Raw genomic sequence first — 18,911 nt, 5'->3', positions numbered from 1 at the left:
GCAGAAAAACCTTGGCAGCACCCCGCCTGGGGAAAAAATGAACCGGGATCGGATCAGAAAATAAAGAGGTCTTCTTTGGCCAGTTTGGTCACAGGTCCAAAGAGGCGCTCTACTTCTTCAAAATTCACATTGTTTTCGTTGCCCAGGATGACATAGGTTTTGGGCTGGTTTTTGATGTAGGTTTCGTTGAAGGCCTTCACATCGTTGAGGGTGATTGAGGGGAGCTCGCGGAATAGCTGAATGCGCGGATCTTCCTTATAGCCCATGCGTTTGGCGCCGAGGTAGTTCCAGATTACGAAGGCGTCGCGGATACGCTGGGTACGCAGGTTCGAGATCATTTGTTCCTGTGCCAGGCGGAAGGAGGATTCGGAAACGGGCATTTCGTTGAAGAGCTCGTTGAAAGCGCTGAAGGCATCAACTACCTTGTCGTTCTGGGTTGCAATGAAGCTGTTGTTCATATAGGTTTCATCGGGCCAGGAAGGTGCAGAATAATTGGAGCGGGCGGTGTAGGCCAGTCCGCGTTTCTCGCGCATCTCCTGGAATACGATGGCATTCATGCCTCCGCCAAAATAGCTGTTGTACATCGTGATCTGGGGTACCATCCCGGGGTCGAAGCCGATGCCTTTTGAGATGGTTTGCAGGTAGCTCTGGTTAGCGTCGTAATGGGCAAACAATACCTTGTTAACAGGGGTTGCAAGGGGCTCGAAACTGGTTCCCGTGGGAATGGCGCCGAGATTGCGGGGGGTCTTGTGCAGCTGGTCGAGTTGTGCTGTAATCTCGTTCAGGCTTTGCGGACCGAAGAACACCACGCGGTGCTGCAGGGCCCAGAGGTTCTGCAGGGTTTTGATCAGTTGTTCTGAAGTCAGCGCATCCAGTTCAGCGTCGGTCAGGGTATAGGTACTTGGATTCCGAGGTCCGTACATGGCGTAGTTTACCAGTGCTGAGAAATTGGAGCCCTGGTTGGCCTTGCTGTCCTGGCGTGCTTTTTTTGCGTTTTCAACATAGCGGGCCAGGGATGCATCGTCGGCACGGGCATCCATAATCAGTTCTTCGAAAAGTTTCACGGCAGCTTCCAGGTTTTCGCTCAGGCCACTGATGGTGATACGGGTATCTTCATCGCCTACCATCACGTTGAAAGTGCAGGCGAGTTTGTAAAACTCGTTGCCTATCTCTTCGGCACTGTATTTTCCGTTGCCCAGGAACTCAATGAAGTTGCCGGCCAGCGAAAGGTATTTGTCGTGGTAACTTCCCATTTCCCAGTAATAAGTCAGGGTAAAGGTGGGATTGGCATCGTTTTTGGCATAAAGTACTTCGATACCGCTGGGGGTAGTTCCGCGGGTCACATCTTTTTCGAAGTCGAGAAATACGGGCTCGATGGGTTCGACGCTGGCGGCTTTCACCTGCTGCAGCAGGGGCGACTCGGCATCGCGGTTGATGTGGATGGGGGTAATGGCGGGTTTTTCAACCGGCTGAACATCCTGGGGCTGGCCCTGGCGTTTGTAAACCACCACATAATTGTCGTCGCGCAGGTGTTCGTTGGCAAAAGCCACCACTTCTTCTTTGGTGATCTTGCTGAGGCGGTCGATGTAGTTGATGCTCTGCTCGTAAGGCTGCCTGTTGAGGAAGCTCATGGCCATAGCCATGGCGCGTCCGCGGCTATTCTCGATGCGGCGCATCTCCTGCAGCTTCAGGTTGTTGATGGCTGCTTCCATTAGCCAGTCTGGGAATTCGCCTTTTTTCAACAGATCGAGCTGTCCCAGCAGCAGGTCTTTTACCTCGTCGAGGGTTTGTCCGCTTTTGTTGCGGCCCGATAGGGTAAGCATGGAATAGTCGGTCATGGAGCGTGCGTAAGCTCCTGCGCCCAAGGTGGCTTGTTGCTTGTTGAGGTTTTGGTCGATGAGGCCGGCACGGCGGTTGCTCAGGATCATCCCGATCATATTCAGGTAAGGGATCTGGTCGGAGGTTGCCCCTTCAAAGCGCCAGCCAAGCTGGATGTTCTCGGCTTGCAAACCGATGACTTCCTTAACGATGGGCTGGGTGATGGCGGGTTGTTCACCAAAGCGCGGGAGTTCAAGTGGGGAGGGCTTCAGCTGTCCAAAATATGCATCAATGACGCGGATGGCTTCGTCGGGGTCGAAGTCGCCCGACATCACAACGGCCATATTGTTGGGCACATAATATTTCTTGAAGAAATTCTTGATGTTGATGATGGAAGGGTTTTTCAGGTGTTCTGCTTCCCCGAGGGTGGTCTGCTGCCCGTAAGGGTGGTTGGGAAAGAGGCCCTGCATCAGGGCTTCGGAAGCCTGGCGGCCGTCGTTGGTCAGCGACATATTCTTTTCTTCGTAGACGGTCTCTAGCTCCGTATGGAACAGGCGAATTGTGGCGTCGTTGAAGCGCTGGGCCTGGATCATCGCCCAGTTTCGGAGCTGGTTGGCCGGGATGTTTTCCATGTAAATGGTGTAGTCGTTGGAGGTTCCGGCATTGGTGCCAGTCGATCCGATGGCGGTCATCAGGCGGTCGTATTCGTTGGGGATGGCCAGGGTGGAGGCAATATAGGATATGCTGTCGATCTGATGATAGAGGGCTGCCCTAACTGCCGGGTCAGTTTCTAAGCGATATACCTCGAACAGGGCCTCTATCTGGTCGAGCAGGGGTTTTTCTTTTTCCCAGTCGAGGGTGCCAAACTCGCTGGTGCCTTTAAACATCAGGTGCTCGAAATAGTGAGCCAGTCCGGTGGTCTCGGCGGGGTCGTTCTTGCTGCCAACACGCACAGCTACATAGGTCTGAATGCGGGGTTCTTCCTTGTAAACCGAAAGATAAACTTTCAGGCCGTTGTCGAGGGTGTAGATCCGGGCATTGAGCGGATCGTTATCAAAACTTTCGTAGGTGTATGTTTTCTGCCCCACTGCCAGACCCTGGAGGAGAAACAACAGGGTGAAGAAGGCAAAAAACCTTTTGATCATGTTTTGGGTCATCATAAAAATTTTTTGTGTTTAATTTAAAATGAAATTTAAGATTGAATTTCCTTTGTGTATCCAAACCCCGGCATGAAACATTTCAGCAAAAAGAAATGAAAGCCTGAAAATTGGTTTGGCAAATTTGTGAAAAAATTAAACATTCTTCGCAAAAAAACGTTTCATAATTCGTTAAAAATTAGCAAAAAAGCATAAAAAATTAATTTTTTTCCGGTACTTTAAACCATTGTTTTTTTTTGTTGTCAAATATAATCGTACCGTTAAGAAATTTCCATCAAAAATCACGTCATCACACCAAAACATATGAAAAAGAATCTTCGTTTGGTTTTAACCATCTTGACCATTTTGTTCATCCTGGGTTTGATATTTTACCCGAAAATTAAGCCTCTTTTTCAGAAAAATGAAGAAGGGCCTGGTGGCGGAATGGGCGGAGGCGGTTTCCAGATGAGGGCCTTGCAGGCCAATGGCCTGGTCATCACCCCATCTAACCTGCGCGAGATGATCAACAGCACGGGCACGCTGCTTCCAGATGAGGAGGTGGATCTTTCCTTTGAAACCAGTGGGAAGATTGTCAGCATTAACTTTTCGGAAGGCGCGCGGGTCAAGCGGGGAGATTTGCTGGCCAAGATCAACGACAGGCATTTGCAGGCACAGCTACTGAAGCTGCAGGCGCAGCTCAAATTGGCCCAGGAACGGGAATTTCGCCAGCGCAACCTCTTAACACGTGATGCCATCAGCCAGGAGAGTTATGACCAGGCGGTGACGGAATTACAGGCACTGGAGGCCGACATCATGCTGCTGGAGGCACGGATCGCCGAAACTGAGCTCAGGGCACCCTTTGACGGGATCATCGGATTGAGGTATGTGAGCGAAGGGGCTTACGCCAATCCCAATGCCCGCATTGCACAGCTCATCAAGATCAGCCCGCTGAAGGTGGAGTTTTCTATTCCTGAGCGTTATTCGGGCAACGTTACCCCGGGTTTCCCCATCACCTTCACCATTGACGGGATTAATGAACCTTTTTCCGCATCCGTTTATGCCGTCGACCCCAAGGTGGATATCAACACCCGGACCATTGTGGTGAGGGCTTTGTATCCCAACCGTCGCGAGGAACTGAAACCCGGGCGTTTTGCAGGGATCAACCTGCAGTTGGATGAAATAACCAATACCATTGCCATACCCACGGATGCTATGATAGCCGAGATGGATGGCGATAAGGTTTATGTTTATCGCAATGGGACTGCCGAACAAATTAAGGTGGAAACTGGATTGCGCACGGCCGATGAAATACAGATCGTTGATGGACTGTCGTTTGGCGACACTCTGTTGGTCACCGGGGTCATGCAATTGCGGCAGGGCTTGCCTGTAATGCTTGATCAGGTTGAGAATCCCGAATAGTGTTTACCAGAAATTTGTAAGATACCATGAGTCTTTCGTCCCTAAGTATACAGCGCCCCGTATTGTCGACGGTATTTACCATTTTGATCCTCCTGTTTGGCCTGATCGGACTGACTTATCTGGGCGTCAGGGAGTTCCCCAGCGTAGATCCGCCCATAATTTCAGTCAGCGTTTCCTATCCCGGGGCCAACTCGGATGTGATTGAGACACAAATCACTGAACCGCTGGAGCAAAGCATTAACGGTATTCCTGGCATCCGTACCCTGACCAGCGTTAGTCGTCAGGGCGGTTCCCGGATCTCGGTAGAATTTGAACTCAGCGTGGATATGGAAACCGCGGCCAATGACGTGCGCGACAAAGTATCACAAGCCCAGCGGAGGCTGCCCCGCGACGTTGATCCGCCTACTGTTTCGAAAGCCGACGCCGATGCCAGTCCCATCATGTTTGTGGTGCTGGAAAGCGACCGGAGATCCCTGCTGGAACTTTCTGAAATTGCCGAACTGACACTTAAGGAGCAGCTGCAGACCATCTCAGGGGTGAGTGGCATCCATATCTGGGGTCAGAAGCGTTATGCCATGCGGCTTTGGCTCGACCCGGTAAAGCTTGCAGGTTACGGGCTTACGCCCCTTGATGTGCGCAATGCCATTAACCGCGAGAACGTGGAGCTGCCATCGGGCAGCATCGAAGGAGCCACCACCGAACTCACCATTCGGACGTTGGGTCTGATGACCACCCCCGAAGAGTTTAACAACTTGATCATTAAGGAAGATGGTGGGCTGGTGGTCCGTTTCATGGACGTGGGCCGTGCCGAACTGGGACCTGAAGACCAGCGTGGTTTTGCTAAGCGTAACGGTATTCCGATGGTGGGGAATGCCATCGTTCCACAACCTGGTTCGAACCACATCGAAATTGCCGATGAGGTGTACCGTCGGATTGAATTCATTAAAAAGGACCTTCCGGATGATGTAACCATCGGCATTGGGTTTGACAACACAAACTTCATTCGCTCGTCCATCAAGGAGGTGATGAATACTATTTACATTGCTTTTGTCCTGGTGGTTGTGATCATTTTCCTGTTCCTGCGCGACTGGCGTACGACCCTGATCCCTATCCTGGTAATCCCGGTGTCGCTGGTAGGTGCGTTTTTTATCATGTATATCGCGGGGTTTTCCATTAACGTGCTGACGCTGCTGGCCGTGGTACTTGCCATTGGCCTTGTGGTGGACGATGCCATTGTGATGATGGAAAACATCTATGTGAAGATAGAGCAGGGGATGACTCCTATTCAGGCAGGCCTGGCTGGATCAAGGGAGATCTTTTTTGCGATTATCTCGACGACAATCACCCTGATTGCTGTGTTCTTCCCCATTGTATTTCTGGAAGGGATGACTGGACGGTTGTTCCGCGAGTTCAGCATTGTGATTGCAGGCGCGGTGGCCATTTCTTCTTTTGTGGCACTTACCTTTACGCCCATGCTTTCGACCAAGATCCTTAAGCAACGCACCAAGCATGGGCGTTTTTATGAAAGCACAGAAGGATTTTTCAGGAACCTCAATGAGGCTTACCGCAGGGGACTGGAAAGGTTTATGCGCAGGCGATGGATGGCCATTGTCATTCTGGTGGTGGCCGGAGGCCTTGTTGTGTTGTTGTATAACTCCATTCCGGCCGAGATGGCACCTATGGAAGACCGGTCGCAGATCACCGTAAACGCGCGCGGGCCGGAAGGCGTGACGTATGAATTCATGCGCGACTATGTGGAAGATGTTGTGGAAGTGGTGGAAGACACCGTTCCTGAACGTGAAAGTCTGATTGCCATGGTATCGAGCGGCTGGACAATGATCCGGTTAAATCTCCCCCCACCTAATCAAAGGGAAGTAACCCAGCAAGAAATTGCAGACCGTCTGACGGGAGCTTTGCGCCCGATGACACGTGCCCGTGCCTTTGTAACGCAGCAGTCCACCTTCGGAGGCCGCCGTTCCGGGATGCCGGTGCAGTATGTGCTGCAGGCTCAGAATATTGAAAAACTGCGCGAGGTCTTGCCCGAATTCATGGAAAAAGTGAATGACAGCGAGGTGTTACAAATGGCGGATGTAAACCTGAAATTCACGAAACCAGAACTTCAGATTACTATCAACCGTGAGAAAGCCAACTCGCTGGGGGTTTCTGCTCAGAATGTTGGCCAGACTCTTCAGCTGGCGCTTAGCGGTCAGCGTTTCGGTTATTTCTTCATGAACGGCAAGCAGTATCAGATTCTTGGAGAGATTGAACGCGAAAACCGCAACAAGCCCCTTGACCTGAAATCGCTTTATGTGCGCAACAACAGCGGGGATATGGTTCAATTGGATAACCTGGTGACCCTGAAGGAACAGACCGCACCTCCGCAATTATACCGCTACAATCGCTTTGTTGCCGCCACGATCTCTTCGGGCCTTGCCCCGGGCAAAACCATCAGTGAAGGCCTTGCTGAAATGGATCGCATTGCCGACGAAGTGCTGGATGATACTTTCCGGACAGCCCTGGCAGGCGACTCGAAAGACTTCCAGGAGAGCTCATCAAGTTTGATGTTTGCCTTTTTGCTGGCTCTTGTGCTGATCTTCCTGGTGCTTTCCGCACAGTTTGAAAGCTTTAAGGATCCCTTTATCGTGATGATGACAGTTCCGCTTGCCATTACCGGTGCCCTGCTGTTTATGTGGTATTTTAATATTACGATGAACATCTTCAGCCAGATCGGTATCATTATGCTTATTGGCCTGGTGTCGAAAAACGGAATCCTGATGGTTGAATTTGCCAACCAGCGCAAGCGTTCCGGGATGAAAAAGATTGAGGCAATCAAGTATGCGGCTGCTGCCCGATTCCGGCCTATCCTTATGACGAGCCTCTCCACCATTCTGGGGGTAATGCCGCTGGCCCTTGGCTTTGGCGAAGGGGCCCAGAGCCGCGTGGCGATGGGTGTTGCCGTAGTGGGCGGCCTGGTTCTGTCGACTTTCCTGACCCTCTTTGTAGTCCCGGCCATTTATTGTTATGTTTCCACTGAAAATAAGGACGTTAAAAATGAAGCTGAAACGACTGTTTCTTAGTGCTTTGCTCCTTGGGTCCCTGCCTTTGATGGTGAGTGCCCAGAAAACCCTTAGCTTGCAGGAGTGCATCAACCTAGGTCTGGAGCAGAACTTTTCCATCCGGCTGGCCCGTAACACCGAGGAGATTTATGTAAACAATGTGAGCCTGGGCAATGCTGGATATTTGCCGCGGCTGAGCCTGAGCGCCCAGCAGTCGGGGGTGGTGAACAACGTGAATCAGAATCTTGCCGATGGCGGCACCAATTCCACCAGCGGAATTCACAATACTTCCAGCAATGCAGGGCTAAACCTCAATCAGACTATTTTCGACGGTTTCAGGGTGCAGACCACCTACCAGCGACTGCAGGAGTTGAGTGAGATCGGTTCCTTGCAGACCCGCATGACCATTGAAAATATGGTTGCGAGTATTATAGCAGAATACTATAACCTGATTCAGCAGGAACGCCTGCTATCAAACCTGAGATATGCAGTGGAGCTTAGCAGGGAACGTGCCCGCATTGATGAAGAAAGATATTTGCTGGGATCTGGCTCAAAACTGCAGCTGTTGCAATCGCAGGTATATCTGAATGCCGACAGTTCGCGGCTGGGCCGTCAGCATGAAACCGTAAGATCTTCGCGCATACGGCTGAATGAATTGCTTGCACTGGATGACATCACCGAAATGGTTTTTGTTAGTGACTCACTTATTGAAGTGAACCCCAATTTGGTGTATGACAACCTGCTCCAGGCTACCCTGAGTAACAATACCTCCTTGCTGCTCGCTTCCAGTGATCAGGTCATCTCCGAATACGACCGTAAGATCATTGCCTCGAATGCCTACCCTTACCTGAATTTCTCATCAGGCTATGGAATGAGCTATAATACCTATCAGAGCGGATCGCTCAAAAATCAGCGCAACCTAAGTGCGAACTATGGCTTGACATTGGGCTTTAACATCTTTGATGGGTTTAACCAGCGCCGTCAAATGAGCAATGCCGCCATTGAAGTAGAAAATAGTCAACTGGCTTATCAGCAGGTGGAACAACAAACCCGTGCTGACCTGCTGACTCTGTACAACGCCTATACCAACAACCTGATGTTGCTGAACCTTGAACTTCAGAACCTGAATGTGGCCCGTGAGAACCTTGAGATTGCCCTAGAACGCTACAAACTGGGTGACCTGGCTGGCCTGGAATTGCGCGAAGTGCAGAAAAGCCTTCTGGATGCTGAAGAGCGCCTGCTCTATATCCAATATCAAACCAAGCTGGCCGAGATATCATTGTTGCAGATATCCGGAAGGATCATGAATTACCTGTAAGCGAATTTTTTCAGACAATTGCTGAAGGGGTTATGCCATTTAGCGAAACCCCTTTTCTGTGTTATACAATACCTCCTGAAACTTCCGGATGCTTGAATACTCGCTGTTATTGGTTAAAATTCCAGGAGACACCATCCTTTCCGTCCTTAACGGCAATATGAAGACCTGCGAGGCCATCGCGAATCTTGTCAGAAGTCGTCCAGTCCTTTTGCTGGCGGGCATTTTGCCTGACATCGAGGATCATTTGCATAAGCCCTTCAATGACCTTGTGCAGGTGCTCGCTGTCTGAACCAGCAGATGACACCAGCCCAAAGATATCAATCAGGAAGGTCTCGAACACCTTTTTTAGTCCTTCCAGGTCTGCTTCGCTGAGACTCTCTTTTTTGTCGTAGACCGCATTGATGATCCTGACGGCGTCGAAGAGTTGAGCCAGAGCCAGGGGGCTGTTGAAGTCGTCGTTCATGGCTTCATAGCATTTCTGGCTAATGGAGGCAACCTCGACAGAGGACTTGTCGGAAGGCGTAATCTTATGCAGGGTCTCGTTGGCCTGCAGCAGGCGCTTCAAGCCTTTCTCGGCGGCGTCGAGGGCTTCGTTGCTGAAGTCGAGGGTGCTGCGATAGTGGGCCTGAAGGATAAAGAAGCGGATGGTCATGGGGTGGTATGCCCGGTCGAGGTTTTTATGCTTTCCGGAAAAGAACTCACGCAGGGTGATGAAGTTGCCCAGCGACTTGCCCATTTTCTGCCCGTTGATGGTGATCATATTGTTGTGCAGCCAATAGCGAACAGCGTCTTTCCCGTTGGCGGCATTGCTCTGGGCGATCTCACACTCATGGTGGGGAAAAAGCAGGTCCATGCCACCCCCATGGATGTCGAATACCTCACCAAGGTATTTTGTGCTCATCGCCGAGCATTCCAGGTGCCATCCCGGGAAGCCTTCACTCCAGGGGGAGGGCCATCGCATAATGTGTTCGGGGTTGGCTTTCTTCCAGAGGGCAAAGTCAACATTGTTGCGCTTTTCGTCCTGTCCTTCGAGATCACGGTAACCGGCCATCATGTCTTCCAGTAACCTTCCGCTGAGTTTACCGTAATGATGTGAGGCGGCGTATTTTACCACGTCGAAATATACAGAGCCGTTGACCTCATAGGCAAAGCCTGCCTCCAGGATGGCCTTGACCATCTCGATCTGCTCGATGATGTGTCCCGAAGCCCGGGGTTCAATGTTTGGCTTTCTGGTGTTCAGCATTTCCATATCTTCGTGATAGCGGTCAGAGTAGTACTGAACCACTTCCATGGGTTCAAGTTGTTCGAGGCGTGCTTTTTTGCCAATCTTGTCCTCGCCTTCATCGGCATCGTTTTCAAGGTGTCCTACATCGGTGATATTTCGCACATAGCGAACCTTATACCCCAAGTGGAGCAGGTAACGGAACACCAGGTCAAAGGTGATGGCCGGGCGTGCATGGCCCAGGTGAGCATCGCCATAAACTGTTGGCCCGCAAACATACATGCCCACAAATGGAGGGTGTATCGGAACAAATTGCTCCTTTTTCCTGGAAAGCGAATTGTAAACAGTTAACGGATGCTGCATGATGTTCTGGGTTCAAAAACACAAAGATAAATGAAATGAAAGTATTGTAAAGAGAGAAAGAGAAACTGAAAAGGCAGTAGGTTAAATGAAAAATGAAACATTTATAATTAAAAATGATTAGCCCAAGCCGGGGCATTATTCTATACGGTTACCTATTGGCCTTTTCCAGTACCTCTGAAGCCTTTTTATAACCGAGCTCAAAGATCTCGTTTGCCCTTGAAATGTCGAGTAAACCATATTGGTCCAGATTTTCAGGCTCGATGTAGATGTCGCAGAGTTTCTCCTTTTCAGCCTCCTGGTTTCGCATGGAGATGTGAAATGTTCGCTCGGCAATGGCCTTCAGGCTTTTGATGTTCTTAAACTCACCAATGGGGTTCACGTTGATGCCGATGAGGGTTTCACAATCGTCGCGTAAGAGGTCAACGGGGAAGTTGTTGATGATACCGCCGTCCAGGTAATATTCCCCGTCAATCTCCACGGGTGGAAAAACCACGGGAATGGAAGAGGAAGCCGTGACTGCACTCACCAGGTCACCCTTTTCGAAACGGATCAGTTCGGCTTTGTTTATATTGACCGCATAAACCACCAGGGGGATTTTCAGCTCCTCAAAATTTTCGGAATTGAGGTTTTTACGCAGCGTTTTCTGAAATCCTGTCATTTTAATCAGGCCGCTGTTGGGAATCATAAATTCAAGGAATCCAAACAATCGCTTACTTGTGAGGGCTTTCAGGGCTTTTTCGGCATCTTCACCATCGGCATAAAGCGCCCCCACAATGCTTCCGGCACTGACTCCCGCAATGATGTCGGGCTTGATGTTGTGCTCTTTCAGGGCTTTTAAAGCTCCCAGGTGGGCAAACCCACGGGTACCACCCCCACTGAGTACCAGCCCTGTTTTGTATTTCTTTTGCTTGTTGTTTCCCATGCTGCGGGGTTTTTCAGGTTTCTTGCTACAAAAGTCCAAAAAAAATCCCACTGCACCCCGGCTTATTCCAGGAATTTTGAATTAAGCCTGTTTTTCCTTTTTGCAGGTATTAATTCCAAAGGGCATGTAAAGCGGGCAAACCCCTACCAATGAGGTTAGCAGAAAAACAATTGCTACAATGGATAAGACAATGCCGAGTGTACCTGTAATGACATCGGTGTATACAAGGATGGCAATGGCAATGGCGATAATGACCCGGATAGTCTTGTCTAAGGTCCCCATATTCTTTTTCATGGTGATAAGATTTTTGGTGATTGAAAAATGAATTTCTGTTTTCTGCAATATAAATGTACGCAATTTTTTATTCTTTTGAGCTCAATGCTGAAACCTTGACATTGACCATTGGTTTTCCTAAATTTGTATCATAGGGAAAAACAACAAGGCCTTTTGATGCGTTTATCATTAGAGGTCCTTATTAAAAACACAGATTATGAAAGCTTCAAACTTTATTTTACCCCTGCTTTTTGCCCTGTTATTCCTGTCAGGTCCTCAGAGTCAGGCTCAAGAGGGTTCATTGTTTGAGGCCCCCGCCGAACAACACTCCCTGCTGCCAAAAACAGATTTTGGGTTTCAGTTAGGCACTTCATTTATGACGGGTTTCCAGGGAACTTCCCTGTTTTCCCAGTCCCTGGCGCCTCACTTCAAATGGAATCCCAGCCAGCGCTTCAGTATGATGGTCGGAAGTGTATTTTCCACAGGTCAGTTTTCGGGGAATGCTGCATCCACCCCTTTCGGCCTTTTCCAGGGTGAAGCCATGTATGGAGTGATGTCTCAGCGGTTGTTCAGCAACACGGTTTATGCTTTTGGCGCTTATCAGCTGAGCCCGCGCCTGACCATTACCGGGGGTAGCTGGATGGAACACAATAACTATCAATACTTCCAGCCAAATATGAATAACCAGGCCTTCAATCTGAACCCCCGAGGAGTGATGATGGGCTTTGATTACAAGATTAGCGAGAACTTCCGTTTTGGGGCGCAGTTTAACGTGTCGCAGGGGTATAACCCCTATAACCCTTTCAATTCTACCGGGGCATTTCAGCGCGGTTTTTTCCCTACTTCCCCCTTTCAGCGCAATACCCCCTGGTAACCCTTTTAATTTACTGTCATGGAATCATTTCAGATCTATGCAGGAGGCAGGTTTGTAACCACCTCCCATGAACTTATTGTATCCAATCCATTTGATGGCCGTCCGTTTGCCAAAACCTGGCTTGCCGGCAAGGAAGAATATGAACAGGCTGTTGAGGCTGCTTTGGAAGCCTTTCAACCCATGAAGAAGATGAGCTCGCTTGGACGCAGCAGGGCATTGCTCCATCTGTCGCAAAGGCTGTCGAAACAGGAAGAGCACTTTGCCTCAATCATCGCTCGCGAGGCGGCCAAGCCCTGGCGCTATGCCCTTGCAGAAGTGAGGCGGGCCGCACAAACCCTTTTGGTGGCTTCGGAAGAGGCCAGGCGACTGCCCAAAGAATACCTCTCCCTCGACTGGACCCCGGAAGCAGCAGGGCGCGAAGGGCTGGTGAAGTATTTTCCCATAGGACCGGTAGCGGGTATCAGCCCGTTTAACTTTCCCCTGAACCTGGCCGTGCATAAACTAGGCCCTGCCATTGCCGCGGGCTGCCCCATCGTGCTGAAGCCCGCCTCTTCTACCCCTTTAGCTATGCTTGAACTCGCGAAACTTATTGATGAAGCCGAACTTCCGAATGGGGCTGTTTCCGTCTTGCCGATGGACCGTTCGACAGGCAATCTTTTGGTGACCGATGAGCGGTTTAAGTTGTTGTCGTTCACGGGTTCTCCTGCAGTGGGCTGGAAAATGAAAGCCGATGCCGGGAAGAAAAAAGTCGTGCTTGAACTGGGTGGAAATGCCGGCACCATTGTGTCCGCTTCAGCCAATCTTGAGCACGCCATAAAGCGCTGCCTTACCGGTGGCTTTGCCTACCAGGGGCAGGTATGCATACACGCCCAGCGTATCTTTGTGCATCAAAGCCTGTTCGATGCTTTCTGTCAGAAATTAGTGGAGGGCGTCAGCAAACTGAATTACGGGGATCCCCTTTCACCAGATACCGATATCACCGCTATGATCGATGAGGAGAATGCCATCCGCGTTGAACAGTGGATCGGGGAAGCCGCGGCTGCAGGTGCAAAAGTGCTTTGCGGCGGCCAGCGTCAGGACGCTTTTGTCGAACCAACGGTCATTACCGAGGCTGGCCCGGGAATGAAGGTGTATGATGAAGAAGTCTTTGGACCGGTAGTCACTCTGCATCCCTTTAAAGATTTTGAAGAAGCCCTGCGGATGGTTAACCACAGCCGCTTTGGCTTGCAGGCAGGGGTGTTTACCAACAGCATTGAAGAGCTGGATATGGCCTTCAACCGCCTGGAGGTGGGCGGGGTGATTCACAACGACACCCCCATTTTCCGCACCGATCATATGCCTTATGGCGGGGTGAAAGACAGTGGCCTGGGCAGGGAAGGGGTGAAGTATGCCCTGCTCGATATGCTCGAACCCCGCATCCTGGTCAGAGGAGGGCCCCAATAAGTCCTGGTTAAATTCAGTGTATCTGTTAGGCGTTTTCTCCCGCTAAATTCAGCGTCAATACGGTTGTTTTAGGGGGTTTTGAAGATTAACTTTGAAAAAGAAACAAAAAGACAAAAAATGTCTTGCTTTTCATTTAAAGTTTGTTTAAATTGGTATGCTGTTTAGAGCAGAACCAGCTTCAAAAAGTTTTGCAAGGTTTTAGTTGTTTTATTGGTTAATGTTGTTTTGTTTTGGTGGTTAAAAAAAGCAGGAGGTGGATTACCGTGCCACCTCTTGCTTTTTTATTCCTCCCGGGTCTGTGGAGTTTTTCTGGTTAAAATTTAAGTTTGCTGAATGCTAAATTTCATTAAAACCAGTGATAAAAAATTGATTTTTTTGCATACTTAAGATTATATTAATAAATTTAACAAACCAAAAATATTGACGGAGGAATCGTATGGCAAATTTGAAAACGAAGTATATGGGTTTGGAGCTCAAGAACCCGATTATCCTGGGTGCCTGTAATCTGACCTTTGACCTGGAGATGGCACGCAACCTCGAGGAAGCAGGCATTGCAGCCATAGTGTTCAAGTCCTTGTTTGAGGAGCAGATCAATCTGGAGAGCCTTCAGATGGAGGAAGACCTGCATGAATACAATGAGCGCAATGCAGAAATGATCAAGCTGTTTCCCACCCTGAAACATGCAGGACCTGTCGAGCACCTGGAGAAACTAAAGGCACTGAAGCAGGCCGTCAGCATCCCGGTCATTGGCAGCCTTAACTGCATCAACGAAAGCACCTGGGTGGAGTATGCCGTTGAAATGGAAAAAACGGGTATCGATGCCCTGGAGCTGAACTTTTATTCTCCCCCGAATGATTTTGAATCCAAAAGCCTTGCGCTGGAGGACGAGCAGATTAAGATTCTGAAAGCAGTGAAAGCTAAGGTGAAAATTCCGGTGAGTGTTAAGCTCAGTCCTTTTTACACCAATTCACTGCAGGTGGTTCAGCAAATGGATAAAGCAGGTGCCGACGCCTTTGTATTGTTCAACCGCCTTTATCAGCCCGAGATCAATGTGGAAAAACAGGAAATGATTTTCCCCTTCAACCTGAGCCAGGTGGGCGATTACCGCCTTTCCCTGCGCTTTGCCGGCCTTCTGCACAAAAAGGTGAAAGGCAGTATCTGCAGCAATTCAGGTATCTTTACAGGACAGGATGTGGTCAGGTTATTGCTGGCAGGTGCCGATTCCGTTCAGGTGGTCAGCACCATTTATAAGAACAAAGCCGGCTACGTGAAGCAAATGCTTGATGACCTTTCCAGCTGGATGAAGGATAAAGGTTATGATTCAGTAGATGATTTCCGTGGCAAGCTTTCCAATGAGAACAGCCAGGATCCCTATGCTTATCAGCGTGCCCAGTATGTTGACATGCTGATGAAACCTTTTGATATTATGAAAAAATATCCCCAGGTATAAACTGAGGGGAAACCATAAAAAAAGGGGCCTCGGCCCCTTTTTTAATTTGCATAACAATGCCTTAGCGAATCACCACATCATAGGGCATGCGGGTCAGGATGCCGGTCATTTCGTTGACCTGGTCAACCTGCTTGTAATACTGGTAGGCTTCGCCCAGTTTTCGCTTGACAAATACCTCCTGCATCTGGCCGAGATCTTCCATGATCTGGGTGAAGAAGTCCTTGCGCGAAGGGTATTCCACCAGGCGGTAGTTTTCGAGGCCGGCTTTTTCGGCGGCTTTTTCAATGGCATAATTCAACCCTCCCAACTCATCCACCAGGCCGATCTGAACAGCTTCAGCGCCACTCCACACTCGTCCCTGCCCAATGCTGTCAACCTGTGCAACGGGGATGCCCCTGCCTTCAGCCACGTGGCCGATAAAAGTGGTGTAGACCTGTTCAACACCTTCCTGGATCATCGCCCGTTCATTGAGGGTCAACGGCCGTGAAATGGTCATCAGGTCGGCGTAGTCATTGGTCTTCACATTGTCGAAGGTGATGCCTAGTTTGTTGTTAAAGAAATTCTGCATATTGGGGATCAGCCCGAATACGCCAATGGAGCCTGTGATGGTGTTAGGGCTTGCTACGATCATATCGGCGCCGCAGGCTACATAGTAACCGCCGGAGGCGGCAACATCGCCCATGGAGGCAATGACGGGCTTGACCTCGCTGGCCAGTTTTACTTCACGCAAGATGACATCGGAAGCCAGGGCGCTCCCGCCCGGCGAATTGATACGGAAAACAATGGCTTTCACCGATTCGTCAAGGCGTGCTTCACGAATGGCCTCTGCAATCCGCTCAGAGCCCATGCTGCGCTCGGTGCCTTCGCCCGAAATAATATTTCCCATTCCATACACGACCGCGATCTTGTCAGCACTTCTCGGCTGCCTGGTGTCTTTGTTCTCGGGAACATTCATGTATTTGGCCCATTCTACGAATTCAATGTCACTGGCTTTTTCTTTATCGAGGCGCTCGCGCAACTCCTCAAGCACCTCGTCGCGGTGCATGATGCCGTCGATCATTTGATTTTCCAGGGCCAGTTCTGCATTGCGGGTATTAAAGGCATCGGCCACATCGTTCAGATGGTTTACCGTAAGCCCGCGGCTATCGGAGATGCCTTTCAGCACGTTGTTCCAAATCGAGCTAACGTATGCCAAAACCTGTTCCCTGTTTTCAGGGCTCATCTTTTCCAGGAAGAAAGGCTCTGTGGCGCTTTTATACTTCCCGTGACGAATAACCTGGGGCTCTATGCCCAGTTTCTCGAGCATGTTTTTGAAAAATACCAGTTCAGAGTTCATCCCTCTGAAGTCAATGGCCCCTTCAGGATGAAGATAAACCTTGTCGGCCACCGAGCCCAGGTAATAGGCGTTCTGGGTGTAGGTCTCGCCATAGGCTACAATAAACTTTCCTGATTCCTTAAAATCAAGCAGGCTTTGCCTGATCTCATCAATGGTGCTCCATCCTGTTTGCAACAGGGTGAGATCAAGGAAAATGCCGTCGATATTCGGATCATTTTTGGCCTTTTTCAGGTTCTTGATCAGGTCGTTGAGCCCTGTGGCAGGCCTCGGCTGAAAACTCATGGGGTCAAAAGACTCAAAGGGATTGCCACCACCCCGGTCAACGATCTCATTGGTGAGGTTCAAGTGTAAAACCGAGTTTGGCGTTAGTAACACGGCTTCCTTTTTGGAAAAAGATGCCAGTGAACTTAGCATCCCGATAAAAACGAACAACAAAATAATGCTGGTCAAAAAGAACCCAAGCATCGATGCGAACATGAATTTGAAGAACTGTTTCATGGTTTTGTCTTATGAATAAATGATTGAAAAATATATTGCAATATTAACAATTTTGGCCTTACCAGATTCATTCCAATCCATTTTTTGTTTTTGCTTTCCCGATTATTTTACCCAATTTTGTGGTTTCATAACAAACCCTTTATCTGCATTCCCGATGAATAAAGTTTTCCTGCTCCTGGGGGGCAATCTGGGCGATGTCAGCCAAACCTTTATTCAGGCTCGAAAGCAGATTAGCTTTGGGGTAGGTCCCATCAGGAAGGCCAGTTCGCTGTACCAAAGCGAGCCCTGGGGCTTCGAAGCCGACACGATGTTCCTTAACCAGGTGCTGGAAGTGGAAACATTGCTCGAGCCCTCCGAACTTTTGATTGAATTACATAATATTGAATCCTCCCTGGGACGCAGAAGGAAAAAGGGAGTAATGGATTCAAGGAATATTGATATTGACATTTTGTTTTTCAACGACCAGGTCATCCTTACCACTCATTTAGAAGTGCCCCATCCACGCCTTCACTTGAGGCGGTTTACGCTTCTTCCCCTGGCAGAGATTTCCCCCGAAATGGTGCACCCCCAGATGGGCAAAACCGTTGCACAATTGCTTGAATCATGCGAGGATCCACTGGTTGTTCAAAAGCTTGATGCCGCCCAAGACCCGGCCGGTTAAAACGATTTTGTATGCGCTATAACTACATTGCCATTGAAGGAAACATAGGTGCAGGGAAAACCACCCTGGCTACTAAAATTGCCGAGCAATACAATGGCAAACTCATTCTTGAACGGTTTGAAGACAACCCCTTCCTGGCTAAATTTTATGAAAACCAGGAGAAATACGCCTTCCCGCTTGAGCTTTCATTCCTGGCTGAACGCTATCAGCAGCTGAAGCGCGAACTGGCCAGCCAGGAACTTTTTACCGCCTTTACCATCTCCGATTACTTCCTCAACAAGTCGCTGATCTTTGCCCGCAAGACCCTCAACGACGATGAATACCAGCTGTTCATCACCCTGTTCAACATTATGAATGCCAATCTACCACGGCCCGACTTGCTGGTACACCTCTTTGTCTCTACCAATCGTTTGCAAAGCAACATCCGGAAAAGAGGCCGTGATTACGAACAGCGTATTCCCGATGAATACCTCGAAAAGATCCAGGAAAGTTATCTCGATTACCTGAAGCAGCAACCCCAGCTCCGTATTCTGCTGCTCGATATCAATGCCCTCGACTTTGTGGCCAGGCCCGGGGATTTCGACCAGATTATTGAAGCCATGAATCAGGATTATCCCAAAGGGATGACCCGCATTGCGCTGCAATAAAAAAGAATTAAGGCCCTGACCTTTAGGAGGTTTTTCCTCTTTTTATCCTTTTCGCATTGCCCGAAAATTGAGAAGTAGTCTTTTTACCGCCGTAAAACGGCTTCCTGTGTTTTTTGCTTGAAAAGAGAGATTTGGATATAGGTTTAGTCGGGTTTTAGTCGTTTTAAAACGACTAAAACCCGACTAAAACCCGACTAAACCTATAGTATGGCCGTGGGTTCATTGGCCCTAATAATATGAGTACATTATATTGGGCCAATAAAAAATCCACAGGATTCCTGGCTTCCTTTTAATAAGTGAAAGACATCCCGGCGGACAAAAAAAGAAGGCTGCCCCTATGATAAGGGACAGCCTTAAGATATTAAGGAATGAGAAAACCTAGTTCACGATTTCCTGGAATTCAGCCTGGTCAAAAAAGCGAATAAATTCGCGGTCTTTCTGGGCAATAGCCTTGTAACCGGGTTCGGCAGCAATG

Annotated in this window: 13 protein-coding genes; 8 read left to right on the top strand and 5 right to left on the bottom strand. The window is 49.3% G+C overall.

All coding sequences use genetic code 11. The features are described from left to right. Positions 1-53: 53 nt before the first annotated feature. A complete protein-coding gene (locus tag V2I46_13245) occupies positions 54-2,963 on the bottom strand; it encodes an insulinase family protein (GenBank protein MEE4178465.1) in 2,910 nt (969 codons plus the stop codon). A gap of 315 nt (positions 2,964-3,278) precedes the next feature. Between V2I46_13245 and V2I46_13240 the strand changes: the two genes are divergently transcribed. From V2I46_13240 to V2I46_13230, 3 genes are read left to right on the top strand one after another with little or no spacing between them, the layout of a single operon-like run. Beyond that, positions 3,279-4,373 (top strand): efflux RND transporter periplasmic adaptor subunit, encoded by a 1,095-nt coding sequence (locus V2I46_13240; GenBank protein ID MEE4178464.1) that lies wholly within the window; start codon positions 3,279-3,281, stop codon positions 4,371-4,373. Between the two features lie 26 nt (positions 4,374-4,399). After that, the gene (locus V2I46_13235) at positions 4,400-7,450 is read left to right on the top strand and encodes an efflux RND transporter permease subunit (GenBank protein MEE4178463.1); all 3,051 of its coding nucleotides are present in this window, start codon (positions 4,400-4,402) and stop codon (positions 7,448-7,450) included. Beyond that, positions 7,431-8,747, top strand: a complete 1,317-nt coding sequence (locus V2I46_13230) for a TolC family protein (protein MEE4178462.1) — start codon at positions 7,431-7,433, stop codon at positions 8,745-8,747. Before V2I46_13235 ends, V2I46_13230 begins: the two co-directional genes overlap by 20 nt. A 106-nt stretch (positions 8,748-8,853) precedes the next feature. Here the strand turns inward: V2I46_13230 and cysS are convergent, their stop codons facing one another. The 3 genes from cysS to V2I46_13215 all read right to left on the bottom strand — a co-directional run bounded on the left by cysS (position 8,854) and on the right by V2I46_13215 (position 11,548). After that, positions 8,854-10,332 carry a cysteine--tRNA ligase gene (gene cysS / locus V2I46_13225; protein MEE4178461.1) on the bottom strand — a complete coding sequence of 493 codons (1,479 nt, stop codon included), beginning with the start codon at positions 10,330-10,332 and terminating at the stop codon, positions 8,854-8,856. A gap of 148 nt (positions 10,333-10,480) precedes the next feature. Then, positions 10,481-11,254, bottom strand: coding sequence for a patatin-like phospholipase family protein (locus tag V2I46_13220; protein MEE4178460.1), 774 nt, complete (start codon positions 11,252-11,254; stop codon positions 10,481-10,483). An 81-nt stretch (positions 11,255-11,335) separates the two neighbouring features. Next, positions 11,336-11,548 carry a DUF2892 domain-containing protein gene (locus tag V2I46_13215; GenBank protein ID MEE4178459.1) on the bottom strand — a complete coding sequence of 71 codons (213 nt, stop codon included), beginning with the start codon at positions 11,546-11,548 and terminating at the stop codon, positions 11,336-11,338. 196 nt (positions 11,549-11,744) lie between these two features. On the opposite strand from V2I46_13215, the gene V2I46_13210 reads away from it, so the two are divergent. From V2I46_13210 to V2I46_13200, 3 genes are all read left to right on the top strand, one after another. Then, a complete protein-coding gene (locus V2I46_13210) occupies positions 11,745-12,401 on the top strand; it encodes a hypothetical protein (protein ID MEE4178458.1) in 657 nt (218 codons plus the stop codon). Positions 12,402-12,419: 18 nt separating this feature from the next. Next, positions 12,420-13,844 (top strand): aldehyde dehydrogenase family protein, encoded by a 1,425-nt coding sequence (locus V2I46_13205; protein MEE4178457.1) that lies wholly within the window; start codon positions 12,420-12,422, stop codon positions 13,842-13,844. Positions 13,845-14,280: 436 nt separating this feature from the next. Further along, entirely contained in the window at positions 14,281-15,294 is a 1,014-nt protein-coding gene (locus V2I46_13200) for a dihydroorotate dehydrogenase-like protein (GenBank protein ID MEE4178456.1), read from the top strand. 61 nt (positions 15,295-15,355) lie between these two features. On the opposite strand, the gene sppA is transcribed toward V2I46_13200, so the two are convergent. Further along, a complete protein-coding gene (gene sppA, locus V2I46_13195) occupies positions 15,356-17,128 on the bottom strand; it encodes a signal peptide peptidase SppA (GenBank protein ID MEE4178455.1) in 1,773 nt (590 codons plus the stop codon). Between the two features lie 154 nt (positions 17,129-17,282). Here sppA and folK point away from each other — a divergent pair, with 154 nt between their 5' ends. Together folK and V2I46_13185 are read left to right on the top strand one after the other, a co-directional pair. Next, complete coding sequence (gene folK / locus V2I46_13190) at positions 17,283-17,789, top strand: 2-amino-4-hydroxy-6-hydroxymethyldihydropteridine diphosphokinase (protein MEE4178454.1); 507 nt, start codon at positions 17,283-17,285, stop codon at positions 17,787-17,789. Positions 17,790-17,800: 11 nt separating this feature from the next. Then, positions 17,801-18,436, top strand: a complete 636-nt coding sequence (locus V2I46_13185; protein MEE4178453.1) for a deoxynucleoside kinase — start codon at positions 17,801-17,803, stop codon at positions 18,434-18,436. Positions 18,437-18,911 lie beyond the last annotated feature (475 nt).

The organism is Bacteroides sp., assembly GCA_036351255.1.
GTDB lineage: Bacteria > Bacteroidota > Bacteroidia > Bacteroidales > UBA7960 > UBA7960.
This window is presented reverse-complemented; position numbering and strand designations above follow the sequence as displayed.

Excerpts from the sequence above, each read along its gene's own strand:
- V2I46_13245 (MEE4178465.1), bottom strand. The coding sequence starts at position 2,963 with ATGATCAAAAGGTTTTTTGCCTTCTTCACCCTGTTGTTTCTCCTCCAG.
- V2I46_13240 (MEE4178464.1), top strand. The coding sequence starts at position 3,279 with ATGAAAAAGAATCTTCGTTTGGTTTTAACCATCTTGACCATTTTGTTC.
- V2I46_13235 (MEE4178463.1), top strand. The coding sequence starts at position 4,400 with ATGAGTCTTTCGTCCCTAAGTATACAGCGCCCCGTATTGTCGACGGTA.
- cysS (MEE4178461.1), bottom strand. The coding sequence starts at position 10,332 with ATGCAGCATCCGTTAACTGTTTACAATTCGCTTTCCAGGAAAAAGGAG.
- V2I46_13220 (MEE4178460.1), bottom strand. The coding sequence starts at position 11,254 with ATGGGAAACAACAAGCAAAAGAAATACAAAACAGGGCTGGTACTCAGT.
- V2I46_13215 (MEE4178459.1), bottom strand. The coding sequence starts at position 11,548 with ATGAAAAAGAATATGGGGACCTTAGACAAGACTATCCGGGTCATTATC.
- V2I46_13210 (MEE4178458.1), top strand. The coding sequence starts at position 11,745 with ATGAAAGCTTCAAACTTTATTTTACCCCTGCTTTTTGCCCTGTTATTC.
- V2I46_13205 (MEE4178457.1), top strand. The coding sequence starts at position 12,420 with ATGGAATCATTTCAGATCTATGCAGGAGGCAGGTTTGTAACCACCTCC.
- V2I46_13200 (MEE4178456.1), top strand. The coding sequence starts at position 14,281 with ATGGCAAATTTGAAAACGAAGTATATGGGTTTGGAGCTCAAGAACCCG.
- sppA (MEE4178455.1), bottom strand. The coding sequence starts at position 17,128 with ATGAAACAGTTCTTCAAATTCATGTTCGCATCGATGCTTGGGTTCTTT.
- folK (MEE4178454.1), top strand. The coding sequence starts at position 17,283 with ATGAATAAAGTTTTCCTGCTCCTGGGGGGCAATCTGGGCGATGTCAGC.
- V2I46_13185 (MEE4178453.1), top strand. The coding sequence starts at position 17,801 with ATGCGCTATAACTACATTGCCATTGAAGGAAACATAGGTGCAGGGAAA.